This is a genomic window from Enterococcus sp. DIV2467a (assembly GCF_050532945.1).
In the GTDB taxonomy this organism is placed as follows: domain Bacteria; phylum Bacillota; class Bacilli; order Lactobacillales; family Enterococcaceae; genus Enterococcus; species Enterococcus faecalis.
In genome coordinates, this window is sequence record NZ_CP172896.1 from 1 (window position 1) to 19,148 (window position 19,148).

At 37.7% G+C, this 19,148-nt stretch carries 15 protein-coding genes; 14 read left to right on the forward strand and 1 reads right to left on the reverse strand.

All coding sequences use genetic code 11. The annotated features are described in order from the left end of the window. From dnaA to IGL80_RS00070, 14 genes are all read left to right on the forward strand, one after another. Positions 1-1,344 carry a chromosomal replication initiator protein DnaA gene (gene dnaA / locus IGL80_RS00005; protein WP_002356013.1) on the forward strand — a complete coding sequence of 448 codons (1,344 nt, stop codon included), beginning with the start codon at positions 1-3 and terminating at the stop codon, positions 1,342-1,344. 201 nt (positions 1,345-1,545) lie between these two features. Further along, positions 1,546-2,676, forward strand: coding sequence for a DNA polymerase III subunit beta (gene dnaN / locus IGL80_RS00010; RefSeq protein WP_002356014.1), 1,131 nt, complete (start codon positions 1,546-1,548; stop codon positions 2,674-2,676). Between the two features lie 579 nt (positions 2,677-3,255). Continuing rightward, positions 3,256-3,501 carry a S4 domain-containing protein YaaA gene (yaaA, locus tag IGL80_RS00015; protein WP_002356015.1) on the forward strand — a complete coding sequence of 82 codons (246 nt, stop codon included), beginning with the start codon at positions 3,256-3,258 and terminating at the stop codon, positions 3,499-3,501. After that, entirely contained in the window at positions 3,488-4,615 is a 1,128-nt protein-coding gene (gene recF, locus IGL80_RS00020) for a DNA replication/repair protein RecF (protein ID WP_002356016.1), read from the forward strand. The genes yaaA and recF overlap by 14 nt, the downstream gene beginning before the upstream one ends. Then, positions 4,612-6,561: a DNA topoisomerase (ATP-hydrolyzing) subunit B gene (gyrB, locus tag IGL80_RS00025; RefSeq protein ID WP_002359210.1), complete on the forward strand. Its 1,950-nt coding sequence runs from the start codon at positions 4,612-4,614 to the stop codon at positions 6,559-6,561. Before recF ends, gyrB begins: the two co-directional genes overlap by 4 nt. Positions 6,562-6,616: 55 nt before the next feature. Then, complete coding sequence (gyrA, locus tag IGL80_RS00030; protein WP_002361457.1) at positions 6,617-9,118, forward strand: DNA gyrase subunit A; 2,502 nt, start codon at positions 6,617-6,619, stop codon at positions 9,116-9,118. A gap of 174 nt (positions 9,119-9,292) precedes the next feature. After that, positions 9,293-9,595, forward strand: a complete 303-nt coding sequence (gene rpsF / locus IGL80_RS00035; RefSeq protein WP_002356019.1) for a 30S ribosomal protein S6 — start codon at positions 9,293-9,295, stop codon at positions 9,593-9,595. A 44-nt stretch (positions 9,596-9,639) separates the two neighbouring features. After that, a complete protein-coding gene (gene ssb / locus IGL80_RS00040) occupies positions 9,640-10,206 on the forward strand; it encodes a single-stranded DNA-binding protein (RefSeq protein ID WP_002364599.1) in 567 nt (188 codons plus the stop codon). 25 nt (positions 10,207-10,231) lie between these two features. Continuing rightward, complete coding sequence (gene rpsR, locus IGL80_RS00045) at positions 10,232-10,471, forward strand: 30S ribosomal protein S18 (protein ID WP_002356021.1); 240 nt, start codon at positions 10,232-10,234, stop codon at positions 10,469-10,471. Positions 10,472-10,627: 156 nt separating this feature from the next. Then, on the forward strand, positions 10,628-12,652 hold the full coding sequence (locus IGL80_RS00050; RefSeq protein WP_002363542.1) for a DHH family phosphoesterase: 2,025 nt from the start codon (positions 10,628-10,630) through the stop codon (positions 12,650-12,652). Positions 12,653-12,657: 5 nt separating this feature from the next. Then, complete coding sequence (gene rplI / locus IGL80_RS00055; protein WP_002356023.1) at positions 12,658-13,110, forward strand: 50S ribosomal protein L9; 453 nt, start codon at positions 12,658-12,660, stop codon at positions 13,108-13,110. 273 nt (positions 13,111-13,383) lie between these two features. Continuing rightward, positions 13,384-14,751, forward strand: coding sequence for a replicative DNA helicase (dnaB, locus tag IGL80_RS00060; RefSeq protein WP_002381331.1), 1,368 nt, complete (start codon positions 13,384-13,386; stop codon positions 14,749-14,751). 236 nt (positions 14,752-14,987) lie between these two features. Beyond that, positions 14,988-16,280 carry an adenylosuccinate synthase gene (locus IGL80_RS00065; protein ID WP_002359213.1) on the forward strand — a complete coding sequence of 431 codons (1,293 nt, stop codon included), beginning with the start codon at positions 14,988-14,990 and terminating at the stop codon, positions 16,278-16,280. A gap of 124 nt (positions 16,281-16,404) precedes the next feature. Continuing rightward, positions 16,405-17,274, forward strand: a complete 870-nt coding sequence (locus tag IGL80_RS00070) for a DegV family protein (RefSeq protein ID WP_002359214.1) — start codon at positions 16,405-16,407, stop codon at positions 17,272-17,274. Positions 17,275-17,313: 39 nt separating this feature from the next. Here the strand turns inward: IGL80_RS00070 and IGL80_RS00075 are convergent, their stop codons facing one another. After that, on the reverse strand, positions 17,314-18,945 hold the full coding sequence (locus IGL80_RS00075) for an ABC-F family ATP-binding cassette domain-containing protein (protein WP_002359215.1): 1,632 nt from the start codon (positions 18,943-18,945) through the stop codon (positions 17,314-17,316). Positions 18,946-19,148 lie beyond the last annotated feature (203 nt).

Consider the following 19,148-nt stretch of genomic DNA (forward strand, 5'->3'; position numbering starts at 1 on the left):
ATGCCCGACGTGGAAAGTTTTTGGCATAGCCTTGAAGAAGCCTATCAAGCGATTTTGTCGGCGCCAAGTTTTGATGCTTGGATTAAAACCACACGCCCTTTGAAATTAGACAACAATCAATTGTGGCTAGAAGTCCCTTCTGCAGTTCATCGTGATTACTGGGAAAAAAATCTTTCGGCAAAAATTGTCGAAACTGGATTTAAATTGACCGGTGCAGAAGTGATGCCCCATTTTGTTGTTGCCGATGAAAAAGACGCAGCACTGGCACAAGAACTCGAAGAACCTGCCGAAGAAGAAGTTGTTTTTAGTGAACAAAGTAAAAAAGCGATGCTTAATCCTAAGTACACTTTCGACACCTTCGTTATTGGTAAAGGAAACCAAATGGCGCACGCTGCAGCGCTTGTTGTTGCCGAGGATCCTGGTTCGATTTACAATCCCCTTTTCTTCTATGGTGGTGTAGGGTTAGGGAAAACCCATTTGATGCATGCTATTGGTCATCAAATGTTAGTGAATCAACCAGATGCCAAAGTCAAATATGTTAGTAGCGAAACGTTTACGAATGAATTTATCAACTCAATTCAAACAAAGACATCCGAACAATTTCGGAAAGAATATCGCAATGTTGACTTATTATTAGTCGATGATATTCAATTTTTGGCGGAAAAAGAAGCAACATTGGAAGAATTTTTCCATACCTTCAACGATCTTTACAATGAAAATAAACAAATTGTTTTAACAAGTGATCGCCCGCCGAATGATATTCCAAAATTACCTGAACGATTAGTTTCTCGCTTTGCTTGGGGTTTGTCTGTCGATATCACCCCGCCTGATTTAGAAACACGGATTGCAATTTTGCGCAAAAAAGCAGATGCCGAGCGTTTAGAAATTCCGGATGATACACTAAGTTATATCGCTGGTCAAATTGATTCCAACATCCGTGAATTAGAGGGTGCTTTGGTCCGTGTTCAAGCCTTTGCAACTATTAATGGAGAAGATATTACCACTAGTTTAGCGGCGGACGCCTTGAAATCTCTAAAATCAGTTGGTAGTAAAAATCAATTGTCCATTTTACAAATTCAAGAAGAAGTATCCAAATATTATCATGTGCCTCTTAAAGATTTAAAAGGGAAAAAACGGGTGAAAACAATTGTGGTTCCTCGTCAAATCTCAATGTATCTTGCTAGAGAAATGACCGACAATTCCTTGCCAAAAATTGGTGCCGAATTTGGCGGCAAAGATCATACAACGGTGATTCATGCGCACGAAAAGATTCAGCAATTATTGGAAAAAGATCCAGCGATTCAAAAAGAAGTCAGTGAAATTAAAAATTTATTGAACTCTTAGGATGTGGAAAACTAAACAAAAAAGAACAAAGTTATCCACAACTTATACACAAGTGGATAACTTAGTAAAATCAATGCCTTTTTGACTTTTCCACAGAATCAACATGCCCTATTACTTTTATTATTTATTTATATATAATATACAAAACAGTGGCGTACAAAATTAGAACGTATTGAAAATACTTAAAAAGGAGTTTACATTATGAAATTAACGGTCAAACGAAGTGTCTTTTTACAAGAATTACAAACTGTTCAACGAGCAATTTCTTCTAAAACAACGATTCCAATCTTAACAGGTGTTAAAATTGTGTTATCAGAAGATGGCTTATCACTTACTGGGAGTAACGCGGATATTTCAATTGAAAGTTTTTTAAGTAAAGATGATGAAAAAGCTCAAATGACCATTGAACGCACAGGTAGCATCGTTTTACAATCTCGTTTCTTTGGCGAAATTATTCGTAAATTACCAGAAGATATGTTCACAATGGAAGTTCTAGATAACAATCAAGTTGCAATTACTTCAGGAAAAGCTGATTTTACGGTTAATGGATTAGATGCTGACAATTATCCGCACTTACCAGTAATTGATACTCAAAACCAAATGAAATTACCTGTTCATTTATTGACAAAAATTATTAGTGAAACAGGTTTTGCTGTATCGATGCACGAAAGTCGTCCAATTTTAACTGGGGTTCACTTTATTTTAGAAAATCAAAAATTACTTGCCGTTGCGACAGATTCACATCGTTTAAGTCAACGTGTGATCCCGACAGAACAAGCAGTAGAAGACTTTAACATTGTAATTCCAGGAAAAAGTTTAACTGAACTTTCTCGTTCATTAACCAATGAAGAAGAAATGGTTGAAATCAGCATTATGGAAAACCAAGTGCTATTTAAAACAGAAACAATGTACTTCTATTCTCGTTTGTTAGAAGGAAATTATCCTGATACCAACCGTTTAATTCCAACTAGCCATAACACGCAAATTGAATTTTATGTACCAGAATTGCTTTCAGCAATCGAACGTGCCTCTTTACTTTCTCATGAAGGACGTAACAATATTGTTCGCCTTTCAATTTCACCAGATTCTGTTGTTTTATATGGAAATTCACCTGAAATTGGAAAAGTCGAAGAAGCTTTAAACTATGAAAATGTTTCTGGTGAAGCGTTGGATATTTCTTTCAACCCAGATTATATGAAAGATGCGTTGCGAGCGTTTGGCGATATGAATATTACCGTGAAATTCCTTTCTCCAATTCGTCCGTTTACATTGGAGCCAACCGAAACAGAACTAGATTTCATTCAACTAATTACACCGGTTCGTACAAATTAATCATGTTTAAAAAAGACCTTCGGAAAATCACTATGATTGCCGAAGGTTCTTTTTTGTCGTCTATTTAAAGTCGATAAACGCTGCTAGATAAGCTTTTTAAAACTAGAATAGCTTTTACGCTAATGTTATTGTGAATGTTTGAACTATCGTTTGACGAATAAATTCTGCCTTTTTTTTCGTGGATAAAGAAAAAAAGCCCTTTAATTTTTCGTTTAAGAGCTGTTCATTTTTTTATGAACATTTCCTAGTGAAAGAAGTTTACGTTGCTTAAAACGACGCTCAGACCTCTACAAGCTACTTTTCTTCAATGCATGCCCTCTTCGTTTGTCTTTGAGTTACCCCAAATTGTTTTTTAGTTAAACGCTACTCGTCATTTCTGCCAAATCAGGCCCCTTTTTCTCAAGAAAATATCAATTTCCGTTTTAAAATGCTTTTTAAGAGTTTTTTTATCCTAATAATATTTTCGGTCATTTAGAATTAAAATTGCTTAGAATGAAAATTAGACAGATAAATTTGTTTTCTCTTATGAAAAAGGGTATAATATATATGAGAACGTATTAGAAAAAAGAGGGATGCACATTGAAAAAAACGTTTGTTTTAGCAACTGAGTATATAACGCTTGGTCAGTTTCTTAAAGAAATCAACGTCATTGGTAGTGGCGGCCAAGCCAAATGGTATTTGGCAGACAATAGCGTGTTTGTTGATGGCGAGTTGGAAAATCGTCGCGGACGGAAACTTTATGCGGGCATGATGATTGAGATACCTGAAGAAGGTACTTTTTTTATGGTGAAAAACGGAAACGAGTCCGACGATGCGGCTGAATGAGCTGACACTTCAGCATTATCGTAATTATGAAACAGTCAGCTTAGATTTTCCAAAAACGTTAAATCTTTTTTTAGGCGAAAACGCCCAAGGAAAAACCAACTTGTTAGAAAGCATTTATGTTCTAGCAATGACACGAAGTCATCGAACCAGCAATGAAAAAGAATTAATTGGCTGGGAACAAGCAGCAGCTAAAATTAGCGGTGTGGTTGAAAAAAAGACAGGCACCGTGCCGTTGGAAATTTTAATTTCCAACAAAGGACGTAAAACCAAGGTTAATCACATTGAGCAAAAAAGGCTCAGTGCGTACATTGGGCAACTGAATGTTATTTTATTTGCCCCAGAAGATTTATCTTTGGTGAAAGGCTCACCTCAAGTCCGCCGGAAATTTATTGACATGGAACTCGGACAAGTGAGTCCTATTTATCTTTATGATCTTGTCCAATATCAGTCTGTTTTAAAGCAACGGAACCAATACCTAAAACAACTAGCTGAAAAGAAACAAACAGATACTGTTTATCTGGATATTTTGACAGAGCAGCTAGCTGAATTTGGCGGGAAAGTTCTATACGCTCGGTTAGGTTTTCTTAAAAAATTAGAACACTGGGCAAACTTACTCCATCAAAAAATTAGTCATGGACGCGAAACGCTCACCATTGACTACGCATCAAGCATCCCAATTGACAACACGGATCTTTCCTTAGAAGCACTTCAAAATCAATTGCTCCAACAATTAATGAACAATCGTAAGCGTGAATTGTTTAAAGCGAATACTTTTTTAGGCCCTCATCGTGACGATTTGCTATTTATTGTCAATGGTCAAAATGTTCAAACGTATGGCTCACAAGGCCAACAACGAACGACAGCTTTAAGTATTAAATTGGCAGAGATTGATTTGATGCATTCAGAAACAGGAGAATATCCTGTGTTATTACTAGATGATGTCATGAGTGAATTAGATAATGAACGTCAAATTCACTTGTTAGAAACGATTGAAGGCAAAGTTCAAACGTTCTTAACGACAACTAGTTTAGATCACATAAAAGACAAGCTAACAGTTGAACCAGATATTTTTTATGTTCAACAAGGCAAGATAGAAAGGAATTCAGCGACATGACAGAAGAAGAAAAAAACATGAGAGAACGTGCGCAAGAATATGACGCTAGTCAGATTCAAGTTTTGGAGGGCTTAGAAGCTGTCCGGAAACGTCCTGGTATGTACATAGGTTCTACTAGTGGCGAAGGGTTACACCACTTAGTATGGGAAATCGTTGACAACTCTATCGACGAAGCCTTAGCAGGATTTGCTAAATCAATTCAAGTAATTATCGAACCAGACGATAGTATTACTGTTATCGATGATGGTCGTGGAATTCCAGTCGGGATTCAAGCCAAAACAGGTCGCCCAGCTGTGGAAACAGTGTTTACAGTGCTACATGCCGGCGGGAAATTTGGCGGTGGCGGCTATAAAGTATCAGGTGGCTTGCACGGTGTTGGTTCCTCTGTTGTTAATGCTTTATCGACCAGTTTAGATGTTCGTGTTTATAAAGATGGCAAAGTGTATTACCAAGAATATCGTCGTGGTGCGGTTGTTGATGATCTAAAAGTTATCGAAGAAACGGATCGTCACGGAACTACTGTTCACTTTATTCCAGATCCTGAAATTTTTACAGAAACAACCGTTTATGATTTTGATAAATTAGCAACACGGGTTCGTGAATTAGCCTTTTTAAATCGAGGCTTACACATTTCAATTGAAGACCGTCGTGAAGGACAAGAAGATAAAAAAGAGTATCACTATGAAGGCGGGATTAAGAGTTATGTTGAGCATTTAAATGCCAATAAAGACGTTATTTTCCCAGAGCCAATCTTCATTGAAGGAGAGCAACAAGATATTACAGTGGAAGTGTCAATGCAGTATACAGATGGCTACCACTCAAATATTTTAAGTTTTGCCAACAATATTCATACTTATGAAGGCGGAACGCATGAATCTGGTTTTAAAACTTCTTTAACACGTGTGATTAATGACTATGCACGTAAACAAAAATTGATGAAAGAAAACGATGAAAAATTAACTGGGGAAGATGTTCGTGAAGGTTTAACCGCAGTGGTTTCCATCAAACATCCAGATCCTCAATTTGAAGGACAAACGAAAACGAAATTAGGGAACTCAGAAGTACGGACCGTTACGGATCGTTTATTCTCAGAATACTTTACAAAATTCTTAATGGAAAATCCAACAGTCGGCAAACAAATTGTCGAAAAAGGCATGTTGGCCTCAAAAGCTCGTTTAGCCGCTAAAAGAGCCCGTGAAGTCACCCGTCGTAAAGGCGCGTTAGAAATTAGCAACTTGCCAGGGAAGCTGGCTGATTGCTCAAGTAAAGATCCGGAAAAATGCGAATTATTTATCGTCGAAGGAGACTCGGCCGGCGGTTCAGCAAAACAAGGCCGTAGCCGTGAATTCCAAGCCATTTTACCAATTCGTGGGAAAATCTTGAATGTCGAGAAAGCCAGCATGGATAAAATTTTAGCCAATGAAGAAATTCGGTCATTATTTACAGCTATGGGAACAGGCTTCGGCGAAGATTTCGATGTTTCTAAAGCACGTTATCACAAACTAGTGATTATGACCGATGCCGATGTCGATGGTGCGCATATTCGAACGTTGTTATTAACCTTGTTCTATCGCTTCATGCGGCCAATTGTTGAAGCTGGTTATGTGTATATTGCCCAACCACCACTATATGGTGTGAAACAAGGGAAAAACATCACCTACGTTCAACCGGGCAAACATGCTGAAGAGGAACTAGCAAAAGTGTTAGAAGAATTACCTGCTTCACCAAAACCAAGTGTTCAACGTTACAAAGGTTTGGGTGAAATGGATGATCACCAACTTTGGGAAACAACAATGGACCCAGAAAAACGATTAATGGCGCGAGTGAGTGTCGATGATGCCATTGAAGCTGACCAAATTTTTGAAATGCTAATGGGCGATCGTGTGGAACCACGTCGTGCGTTTATCGAAGAAAATGCCCATTACGTGAAAAACTTGGATATTTAATGTGTCGCAACGTTGTAAGAGACGCTAGAACATATATTTAGAGGGGAAAAAATTCATGAGTGAAGAAATTAAAGAAAACATTCAAGACGTCAATCTGACCAGCGAAATGAAAGAATCTTTCATTGACTACGCAATGAGTGTTATCGTAGCCCGCGCGTTACCTGACGTTCGTGACGGTTTAAAACCTGTTCATCGCCGAATCTTATATGGAATGAACGAATTAGGGGTAACCCCTGATAAACCACACAAAAAATCAGCCCGGATTGTTGGGGATGTTATGGGTAAATATCACCCCCATGGGGACAGTGCGATTTACGAATCAATGGTGCGGATGGCACAACCTTTTAGTTATCGGGCTATGTTAGTTGACGGCCACGGAAACTTCGGTTCTGTCGATGGTGACGGCGCTGCCGCTATGCGTTATACCGAAGCACGTATGAGTAAAATTGCTTTAGAAATGCTACGAGATATTAACAAAAATACAGTCGATTTCCAAGGAAACTATGATGATTCAGAACAAGAACCAGTAGTTTTACCTGCTCGTTTTCCAAACTTACTAGTTAACGGAACAACGGGGATTGCGGTGGGGATGGCAACAAATATTCCACCACATAATTTAAGTGAAGTGATTGATGCAACAAGTTTATTGATGGACAATCCTGATGTAACGACGAATGAATTGATGGAAGTGTTACCTGGACCAGATTTTCCAACAGGCGGTTTAGTGATGGGGAAATCAGGGATTCGCCGAGCATATGAAACAGGGAAAGGTTCGATTACTGTTCGTGCAAAAGTTGAATTGACTGAAATGCCGAATGGAAAAGAACGTATTTTAGTAACTGAATTGCCTTATATGGTGAATAAAGCCAAATTAATCGAACGAATTTCTGAATTACACAGAGATAAACGAATTGAAGGAATTACTGATTTGCGGGATGAATCTTCTCGTGAAGGCATGCGGATCGTCATCGATGTTCGTCGAGATGTGAGTGCCTCTGTTGTGTTAAACAACTTGTACAAAATGACTGCCTTACAAACATCTTTTGGTTTTAACATGTTAGCCATTGAAAAAGGCGTACCGAAAATTTTAAGCTTGAAACGTATTTTAGAAAATTACGTCGAGCACCAAAAAGAAGTCATTACTCGCCGGACGATTTTTGACAAAAACAAAGCAGAAGCACGGGCGCATATTTTAGAAGGTCTACGAATTGCCTTAGATCATATCGATGAAATCATTGCCATTATCCGTGGATCACAATCAGATGACGAAGCAAAAGCAACGTTAATTGAACGCTTTGAATTTTCAGATCGTCAAGCGCAAGCGATTTTAGATATGCGTTTACGCCGTTTAACAGGCTTAGAACGCGACAAAATTGAAAATGAATATCAAGAGCTATTGAAATTCATTGCGGACTTAGAGGACATTTTAGCCCGCCCAGAACGCGTCATTGAAATCATTAAAACAGAGTTAAATGACGTTCGCACAAAATTTGGTGATGCACGACGCACAGAATTATTAGTAGGTGAAGTCTTAAGTCTTGAAGATGAAGATTTAATCGAAGAAGAAGAAGTCGTGATTACGTTAACCAATAACGGCTACATTAAGCGGATGGCAAACTCCGAATTCCGGGCGCAACGCCGCGGTGGACGTGGTGTCCAAGGGATGGGCGTTCATGATGATGATTTCGTGAAAAACCTAGTTTCTTGTTCAACACACGACACGTTATTATTCTTTACGAACACTGGGAAAGTTTACCGAGCAAAAGGTTACGAAATCCCTGAATACGGTAGAACAGCAAAAGGAATTCCAGTGATTAACTTACTGGGAATTGATTCTGCAGAAAAAATTCAAGCGATTATTTCTGTTGAAGGCAAAGCGGAAGCAGGTAAATACTTGTTCTTCACAACCTTAAAAGGAACCGTCAAACGGACAGCCGTAACAGCCTTTTCTAATATCCGTAGTAATGGATTAATCGCCATTAGCTTAAAAGAAGATGATGAGTTAGTTAACGTGGTAACGACTAATGGCAATCAGAAGATGATTATCGGAACACATGCAGGATACTCTGTCACGTTTGATGAAAATACTGTACGTGATATGGGCCGGACAGCATCAGGCGTTCGGGGAATCCGTCTCCGCGAAAATGATTATGTGGTCGGCGCAGCGATTCTGGATGAAAATAAAGAAGTCCTAGTCATTACTGAAAATGGTTATGGTAAGCGTACAAAAGCTTCTGAATATCCAGTTAAAGGACGTGGCGGTAAAGGGATTAAGACAGCAAATATCACTGAGAAAAATGGTCCATTAGCTGGTTTAACCACGGTCAATGGGGATGAAGATATCTTATTGATTACGAACAAAGGCGTCATTATCCGCTTTAACGTAGATTCTGTTTCTCAAACAGGACGCGCAACATTAGGGGTTCGTTTAATGAGAATGGAAGATGGTGCCAAAGTGGTAACAATGGCTGTTGTAGAACCAGAAGAAGTGGAAGAAGAAATCGTTGAAGTTGTAGAAACAACAGAAAACGAAACAACATCAGAAACAGAAGAATAACATAAAAAAGTTTCGCCAGTTGGCGAAACTTTTTTATTGGGGCTTTTCAAAACTATTTCTTGCTTTTGTCCATCAATTAGCATATAATTAGAGATTGTGAACTACCTTTTTAGGTATGTTCTCCTTGCTCTTAGCCAACTAAGAGCCTTGAAGTCCATAGGGAGGTGAAAATCAATGAGTCAAGATACGAAGTACGAAATCATGTACATTATTCGTCCGAACATTGATGAAGAAGCAAAAACTGCTTTAGTAGAACGTTTCGACACAATCTTAAAAGATAACGGAGCAGAAGTTATCGAATCTAAAGATTGGGAAAAACGCCGCTTAGCATATGAAATGAACGGATTCCGTGAAGGCATCTATCATATCGTTAATGTTACTTCTCCATCAACAGCTGGCGCAATCAACGAGTTTGATCGTTTAGCAAAAATCAATGACGATATTATCCGTCATATGATCGTGAAGGTAGAAGCATAATTTGTTTCACATGAAACATTTATTGACGAAAGGAGATGTTTTGAATGATTAATAACGTTGTATTAGTCGGAAGATTGACAAAAGATCCTGACTTACGTTACACCGCTAGTGGTTCAGCTGTTGCGACCTTTACACTTGCTGTAAACCGTAACTTTACGAATCAAAATGGTGACCGTGAAGCAGACTTTATCAACTGTGTGATTTGGCGTAAACCCGCAGAAACAATGGCTAATTATGCCCGTAAAGGTACATTATTAGGTGTTGTCGGAAGAATTCAAACTCGTAACTACGAGAACCAACAAGGTCAACGTGTCTACGTAACTGAAGTGGTTTGTGAAAACTTCCAATTGTTAGAATCTCGTTCTGCTTCAGAACAAAGAGGAACTGGCGGCGGTAGCTTTAATAACAACGAAAATGGTTATCAATCACAAAATCGTAGCTTTGGTAATAACAATGCCGGTTCTGGATTTAATAACAACAACAATAGTTTCAATCCATCATCTTCTCAGTCGCAAAACAATAACGGTATGCCTGATTTCGATAAAGATTCTGATCCATTTGGTGGCTCAGGTTCATCTATCGACATTTCAGATGATGATTTACCATTCTAAACGAATTTGATAGGAGGGAACAAGAATGGCACAACAAAGAAGAGGCGGACGTAAACGTCGGAAAGTCGACTATATCGCAGCAAACCACATCGAATACATCGACTATAAAGATACTGAATTGTTAAAACGATTCATTTCAGAACGTGGCAAAATTTTACCACGTCGTGTTACAGGTACTGGCGCTAAAAACCAACGTAAATTAACGATTGCTATTAAACGCGCACGTATCATGGGATTATTACCATTCGTTAGTGACGAACAATAATTTTATGACAATTTCCAGAACCAAAGAGCTTGCTCTTTGGTTCTTTTTTATCTTGACTAGTGTTTCACGTGAAACATAACAAGGTTCGCAGAATGAAGTGTTTTGTGATAAAATAAGGGATGAAATAACTAGTGAATCACCAGAGCAATACGCTCGTTGGAACAAGTCGCCTCAAAGGTCTGCAGAAAGATTGGAGGCAAAAAAATGCAAAAGAAGAGAATTCAAAAAAACGGTTTCTTAATTGTTGTGGGTCTTCTCTTAGTAGAATTTCTCCTCTATTTCTTACTAACAAATAAATGGCTGCTATTGGCGGTAATTATCGCATTAGATATCTTTCTCTTAGTGGTTATTCGGCTGTTGATTAGAGATGTAGAAATTACGAACGTAGAAAAGATTCAAGAAGCAAGTTCCATTGCTGAACAATCGTTGGATTATGTTGTGAATGAAGTACCTGTGGGGATTATTACGTATAACGGGGAAACACGCGCGGTAGAATGGCTTAATCCTTATGCTGCTTCTATTTTTAATAAAGACAATCAGCTAACATTAACCGCTAGCCAAGTTACGTCTTATTTAGAATTAGCAGAACGAAACCAAGATATCTTTACGATTGACGAAAATACCTATCGCTTTAGCGTCAATAAAGAACAACATACAATTACTTTTGAAGATATCACTAAAGAAAGTAATTTGTATCAAGAAAAAGTCGAAATGCAAACGGCTATTGGCATTGTGTCTGTCGATAATTATGATGATGTCACTGATACAATGGATGAGAAAGAAATTTCTTATTTGAATAGTTTCATTACGACGATGGTTTCTGATTGGATGGACCAATACAAAGTTTTTTATAAGCGAATCAACGCAGAACGTTATTTTTTCATTGCCCAATGGGAAGATATTCAAAAAATGATGGACGAAAAATTTTCTATTTTGGATACGATCCGTAAGGAATCAGCTAACCATGAAGTAGCCATTACGTTAAGTATGGGGATTGCTTATGGGGGGCCAACCTTAGATCAAACCGGGACCACGGCTCAAACAAACCTAGATACAGCTTTAGTTCGTGGTGGTGATCAAGTGGTTGTAAAAGAAGCCAAAGATGAAGCGAAGCCGTTATTTTTTGGTGGAAAAACGGCAGTAACGACGAAACGTTCCCAAGTACGTTCTCGCGCAATGAGCATGGCAATTAAGGGAATTATTGCGGAATCAGCTGACATCTATATTATGGGCCATCGTTATCCAGATATGGATGCGTTAGGTTCAGCATTTGGTGTTGCTCGTTTAGCCTCGTTTAATAATCGAAAAGCGTGGATTGTTTTAGATGAAAATGAAATCATTCCCGATGTCAAAAGAGTGTTAGAGGCGATTAAAGAGTACCCAGAATTAGAAGAGCGCATTATTAGTCCTAAAGAGGCCATGAAGCGCAAGAAAGAAAGTAGCTTATTAGTTATGGTAGATTACCATAAACCGTCTCTATCGATCTCACAAGAGCTCTATGAGCGTTTTGATAAAGTAGTAATCATTGATCACCATCGACGAGGAGACGAATTTCCAGCAAAACCCTTGCTTTCTTATATTGAATCTTCTGCCTCTTCTGCTTCAGAATTAGTCACAGAATTGATCGAATATCAAAGTAATAGCGCAAATAAACTGCAGGCCTTTGAAGCAACCATGATGTTGGCGGGAATTGTGGTTGATACGAAAAGTTTCAATACACGAACGACGGCGCGAACATTTGATGTGGCTAGTTATTTACGAACTTGTGGAGCAGACTCATCTTTAGTACAATATCTATTAAGTTCTGATCTTACAAGCTATCTGGAAATGAACAATTTAATCTCTAAAAGCGAATATGTCACAAAAGATACCGTCGTTGTTGCAGGGAGTGAAGACAAAGAATATGATAGTGTCACAGCTGCCAAAACAGCGGACACATTACTTTCTATGGCAGGGATTAATGCAGCATTTGTCATTACCAAGCGGACGGATCAACAGATTGGCATTAGTGCTCGGAGTAATGGTTCAATTAATGTCCAAATTATTATGGAAAATTTAGGTGGTGGCGGTCACTTTACTAATGCGGCAGTACAATTATCAAACGTAACAGTAGCAGAAGTAAAAGAGCAACTACTTGATGTAATTCGTCAAAATATTAATGAAATGTATGAACAGGAGTGAAGGAAATGAAAGTCATTTTTTTACAAGACGTTAAAGGAAAAGGAAAAAAAGGGGACGTAAAAGAAGTGCCAACTGGTTACGCCCAAAACTTTTTAATTAAAAATGGTTATGCGAAAGAAGCCAATAAAGGGAGCATGAGTGCGTTAGCGGGTCAAAAGAAAGCCCAAGAAAAACATGAAGCAGAAGTTTTAGCACAAGCAAAAGAAATGCAAGCCTTTTTAGAAGATGAAAAGACTGTTGTAGAGATCAAGGCAAAAGCTGGAGAAGACAGCCGTTTATTTGGCTCAATTCCTTCAAAACAAATTGCAGAAGCCTTAAACAAACAATACAATGTAAAATTGGATAAACGCAAAATCGAATTAGCCAACCCAATTCGTTCTTTAGGTTACACTAACGTACCAGTCAAACTACATCATGAAGTTACAGCGAAAATTAAGGTTCATGTCGTAGCGGAATAATACAATCGATAAAAAAGAAGCCGATTTCTCCGGCTTCTTTTTTATGCAAAATAAATTACTAGAATTATTTTTTATAATATTTAAAAATCAAATATACAACAATTTGAATTAAAGAAAATATTATATTTTTATTAATTGTATATTTTTTAAAATTGGAAAGTGAACTAAAAATAGAGAAATCAGCAGAGAAAAAATGTACTTTTTTTAATGAAATTGTGTTAAAATGGATAGACTAAATGAACCAGAAAGTAAGACATCGTGGGAGAGAACAAAATGAATGAATTATTGCAAGATAGGGTACCGCCACAAAATATTGAAGCGGAACAAGCCGTTTTAGGTTCTATTTTCTTAGATGCAGATGTGCTAATAGAAGCGATGGAATATGTGGAACCTAAAGATTTCTATCGTCGTAGTCATCAGTTGATTTTCCAAACGATGATGACCTTAAGCGACCGAAATGAAGCGATTGATGTGGTAACAATCAAAGATCGCCTAGAACAAGAGAATTTGTTAGAAGATGTTGGTGGACTAAGTTATCTGTCAGATTTAGCTTTAGCTGTGCCGACAGCTGCCAATGTCATTTATTATGCAAAAATTGTTGAACAAAAATCGTTGCTGCGCAACTTAATCCAAACCGCTACAGAGATTGTAACTAAAGGCTTTGAGCAAGGTGAAGATGTTGAATCTATTTTGGATGATGCAGAACGAAGCATTTTAGAAGTCTCCGAAAAGCGGAATCGTAGTGGCTTTTTATCAATTTCAGATGTTCTAAATACAACTATTGCGAATATTGACCAATTATACCAAAATGATGAAGAGATTACTGGTTTACCTACAGGCTATCAAGCATTGGATAAAATGACTGCCGGCTTGCAAGCGGAAGAGCTAATTATTTTAGCGGCCCGTCCAGCGGTAGGGAAAACCGCTTTTGCATTAAATATTGCCCAAAATGTCGGCACCAAAACAGATAAAGCTGTCGCTATTTTTAGTTTAGAAATGGGGGCAGAATCATTAGTGAACCGGATGCTTTGTGCAGAAGGATCCATTGAGGCCAGCCATTTAAGAACAGGGCAATTATCTGAAGAAGAATGGCAAAACTTAATTATTGCGATGGGTAGTTTGTCCCGTGCGAATATCTATATTGATGACACACCAGGGATTAAAATTACCGAAATTCGTGCGAAATGTCGTAAATTAGCACAAGAAAAAGGCAACCTAGGTCTAATTTTGATCGACTACCTACAATTGATTGAAGGAACTGGAAAAGAGAACCGCCAACAGGAGGTTTCTGATATTTCACGTCAATTAAAAAAATTAGCGAAAGAATTAAAAGTCCCAGTTATCGCTTTGTCACAGCTTTCTCGTGGCGTGGAACAACGTCAAGATAAACGTCCTGTGTTAAGTGATATTCGTGAATCAGGTTCCATTGAGCAAGATGCCGATATCGTTGCCTTTCTTTATCGTGATGATTACTACGATCGTGGTGAAGGAGAAGACGGCGATCATGAGCCACCAGAAGTTGACAATGTTGTAGAAGTCATCATTGAGAAAAACCGTAGTGGTGCGCGTGGAACGGTCGAATTACTTTTCATTAAAGAATATAATAAATTTTCTTCGCTTTCGCCGAGGACAGAATTTTAAAAAACGAACTCATTTTTTGAGTTCGTTTTTTTGCTTATTAAGGGATTAAAATCAGAGAGTAAAACACGAACAATATTCGTATATTTTATTATTTTACAAAAACATAACTAAAAATGTTCGTATTTTTGACAGAAACGCTTTTGATTGTGAAAGAATATTCGATTTTTACCCTTGAAAGGGACTGGTTTTACTGGTACAATGATTCAGGACAAAAAAATTATGAACGAGGTGTTCGAATGTCATCAGTAGTAGTTGTTGGAACGCAATGGGGCGACGAAGGTAAAGGAAAAATTACAGACTTTCTAAGTGAAAACGCAGAAGTGATCGCTCGTTACCAAGGCGGAGATAACGCCGGACATACCATTAAATTCGACGGCGTAACGTATAAATTACATTTAATTCCTTCAGGGATTTTCTATAAAGAAAAAATTAGTGTAATTGGTAACGGCGTAGTTGTGAATCCAAAATCTTTAGTAAAAGAATTAGCTTATTTAAAAGAAAATAATGTTGCCACTGATAATTTACGTATTTCAGATCGTGCCCATGTCATCTTGCCGTATCATATTAAATTGGATCAATTGCAAGAAGATGCGAAAGGTGAAAACAAGATTGGGACAACGATTAAAGGAATTGGCCCAGCCTACATGGATAAAGCAGCACGGGTGGGAATCCGTATCGCTGATTTATTGGATAAAGAAATTTTTGCGGAACGTTTGCAAATTAACTTAGAAGAAAAAAATCGTCAATTCGTTAAAATGTTTGATAGCGAAGCCATTGAATTTGATGATATTTTTGAAGAATACTATGAATACGGACAACAAATTAAACAATATGTTACAGATACTTCGGTTATTTTAAACGATGCATTAGATGCTGGAAAACGGGTTTTATTTGAAGGGGCACAAGGTGTCATGTTGGATATCGATCAAGGAACCTATCCATTTGTTACTTCCTCTAATCCAGTAGCTGGTGGCGTAACTATCGGTAGTGGCGTTGGTCCATCAAAAATTAATAAAGTGGTTGGTGTCTGCAAAGCGTACACTTCACGTGTCGGGGACGGCCCATTCCCAACAGAATTATTTGATGAAACAGGAGAAACCATTCGTCGTGTCGGTAAAGAATACGGAACAACAACAGGACGTCCGCGTCGTGTCGGTTGGTTTGATTCAGTAGTTATGCGTCATTCAAAACGTGTATCAGGGATTACGAACTTGTCATTAAACTCGATTGACGTGTTAAGTGGTTTAGAAACGGTGAAAATTTGTACAGCTTATGAACTTGATGGTGAATTAATTTATCATTATCCAGCAAGCTTGAAAGAATTAAGCCGCTGTAAACCAGTTTATGAAGAATTACCAGGTTGGTCTGAAGATATCACTGGTTGCAAAACTTTAGCCGATTTACCAGCTAATGCTCGTAACTACGTGCATCGGATTTCAGAATTAGTTGGTGTGCGCATTTCAACATTCTCTGTAGGTCCAGACCGTAACCAAACGAACGTTTTAGAAAGTGTTTGGGCACAAATTTAAGCAGATTTTTAAGAGAACGTAAAGGATGGCTTATGCCAGTTCAGCCTTTACGTTCTTTTTTAATTTTATATAAAAATGAAAAACTATGGTAAAATAAAAGAAAACATGAAGGGGGCAATTGTCCGTGAATTATCAATTAGTGACAGATTCTTGTTGTGACTTGCCGTATACATACTTAAAAGAAAACCAAGTACCTTTTATTAGCATGAATATTCAAATTGACGGGAAAGAATATCGCGATGATTTAGGTGAAACGTTTGATTATCAGAACTTCTTAACGGCTATTAAAAATGGAAGTATGCCCACTACCTCTCAAGTTAATGTAGGACGCTACAATGAATTTTTCCGTCCTTTTGTGGAGCAAGGGTTACCGGTGATTTATTTAGCTTTTTCATCTGGGTTAAGTGGCTCTTATCAAAGTGCGTTGCAATCAGTAGAGATGTTAAAAGAAGAGTACGATAATGTAGAAATTCATATTATTGACACAAAAGCAGCTAGCTTAGGTCAAGGGATGTTAGTCCGAGAAGCCATTCGATTACAAACAGATGGTCATTCATTAGGAGAAGTTGTTGCCTATCTTGAAGAGCAAAAAATGAAACTTCATTCGTGGGTAACGGTAGATGATTTAAAACATTTAGAACGTGGCGGACGGATTTCTAAAACAGCGGCAGCACTTGGTGGCTTAATGAACATTAAACCAATTATTCGCGTGGATGCGGCAGGCAAACTAGCATCCGTTGGTAAAACTCGTGGACGAAACAAGTCCTTGCAAAAGATTGCGCAAGAAACGATTCAAGGCATTGTAGAGCCAATGAAACAAACACTATTGATTGCATATGCGGGAACGAAAGATGACGCGGAAAAAGTCAAAGAATTAATTGAAAAAGAAATAGAGGTTAATGAGATACTGATTTATCCTCTAGGACCCACCATTACTAGTCATACCGGAATAGGTTGTATTGCTGTGTTTTCTTTTGGTGAAAAAAGAAAATAAAAAATAGAGAAGTCATTTTTTAATGACTTCTCTATTTTTTTAATAATCTGAACTGAATAAAACGTCCATTTGTTTTTGAATTTCTGGGTTTTCCAAGAATTCATCATAGGTTGTTTCTGCTCGATCAATGACACCTTTATCAGAAACAGCAATAATTCGGTTCGCTAATGTTTGGATAAATTGGTGGTCATGTGAAGCAAAAAGAATTGAACCAGTGAAAGCCATCAACCCATCATTTAATGCAGTGATTGATTCTAAGTCTAAGTGGTTCGTTGGATCATCTAAAACTAAGACATTGGCTTTGGAAAGCATTAATTTTGAAAGCATGACACGCACTTTTTCGCCTCCGGAAAGAACATTGACTGGTTTTAGTACCTCTTCACCAGAGAATAACATCCGACCTAAGAAACTACGTAAGAACGTATTGTCATCTTCTTCTTTACCAGCAAATTGACGTAACCAATCTAAAATGGTTAATGGCTCTTCAAAGTCTTTGCTGTTGTCTTTTGGTAAATAAGCTTGGCTAGTTGTAACGCCCCAACGAACAGAACCTGTATCGGGAGTAATTTCGCCCATAATCACTTTGAATAACGTAGTCGTTGTAATATCTGAGTCAGCGATGAATGCCACTTTATCATCTTTTGTTAAGTTGAACGAGATATTATCTAAGATTTTTTTGCCATCAATCGTTACAGAGACATTTTCAACTTGTAATAAGTCATTGCCGATTTCACGTTCTGGTGTAAAGCCAACGAATGGATAACGACGAGAGGAAGGTTGAATGTCATCTAAGGTAATTTTATCTAACATTTTTTTACGAGACGTTGCTTGTTTTGATTTTGAGGCATTGGCGCTAAAACGAGCGATAAAGTCTTGTAATTCTTTGATTTGTTCTTCTTTTTTGGCATTAGATTGTGCTTGCAATTTTGTCGCTAGTTGGCTTGATTCCAACCAGAAATCATAGTTACCAACGTAAAGTTTGATTTTACTAAAGTCTAAATCTGCCATGTGAGTGCAGACTTTGTTTAGGAAATGACGGTCATGGGAAACCACGATAACGGTATTTTCAAAGTTGATTAAAAATTCTTCTAACCAATTGATTGAGCGGGTGTCTAAACCATTTGTCGGCTCGTCTAATAGTAAGACATCTGGTTTACCAAAAAGAGATTGAGCTAATAATACTTTGACTTTTTGACCAGCTGTTAATTCGCTCATTTTTTGATCATGTAATTCTTCTGGAATGTTTAGCCCTTGGAGTAAAACAGCTGCTTCAGGTTCTGCTTCCCAACCGTCAAGTTCAGCAAATTCGCCTTCTAGTTCTGCGGCACGAATCCCATCTTCATCTGAAAAATCTTCTTTCATATAGATAGCATCTTTTTCTTTCATTACTTCGTAAAGACGTTTATGTCCCATAATTACAGTTTCTAAAACAGTGTAGTCTTCGTAGTCAAAGTGATTTTGTTTCAGCGTTGCTAGTCGCTCATTAGGACCCATTGAAACCACGCCAGTTGTCGGTTGAATCTCACCTGATAAAATTTTAAGAAACGTTGATTTTCCTGCACCGTTTGCGCCGATTAAGCCGTAACAGTTGCCAGGAGTAAATTTAATATTCACTTCTTCAAAAAGTTTACGATCTGGAAATTGTAAACTTACATCATTAACAGTAATCAATTGTTTTCCTCGCTTTTAATATATTCTTGAACCTCTCTGCATTATATCGGCTACAGAACCTTTTTTCAAGGAGTTTCAATCTTTTTACAGAAACGAATAAAAAGGTGGGTTTTTTATAGAAAAAAGGCGCTTTTTTAAAATGTTTCATGTGAAACAGAAATTTTTTTCATGAAAGGGTTTTTAGTGTATTTTTTTAATGATAC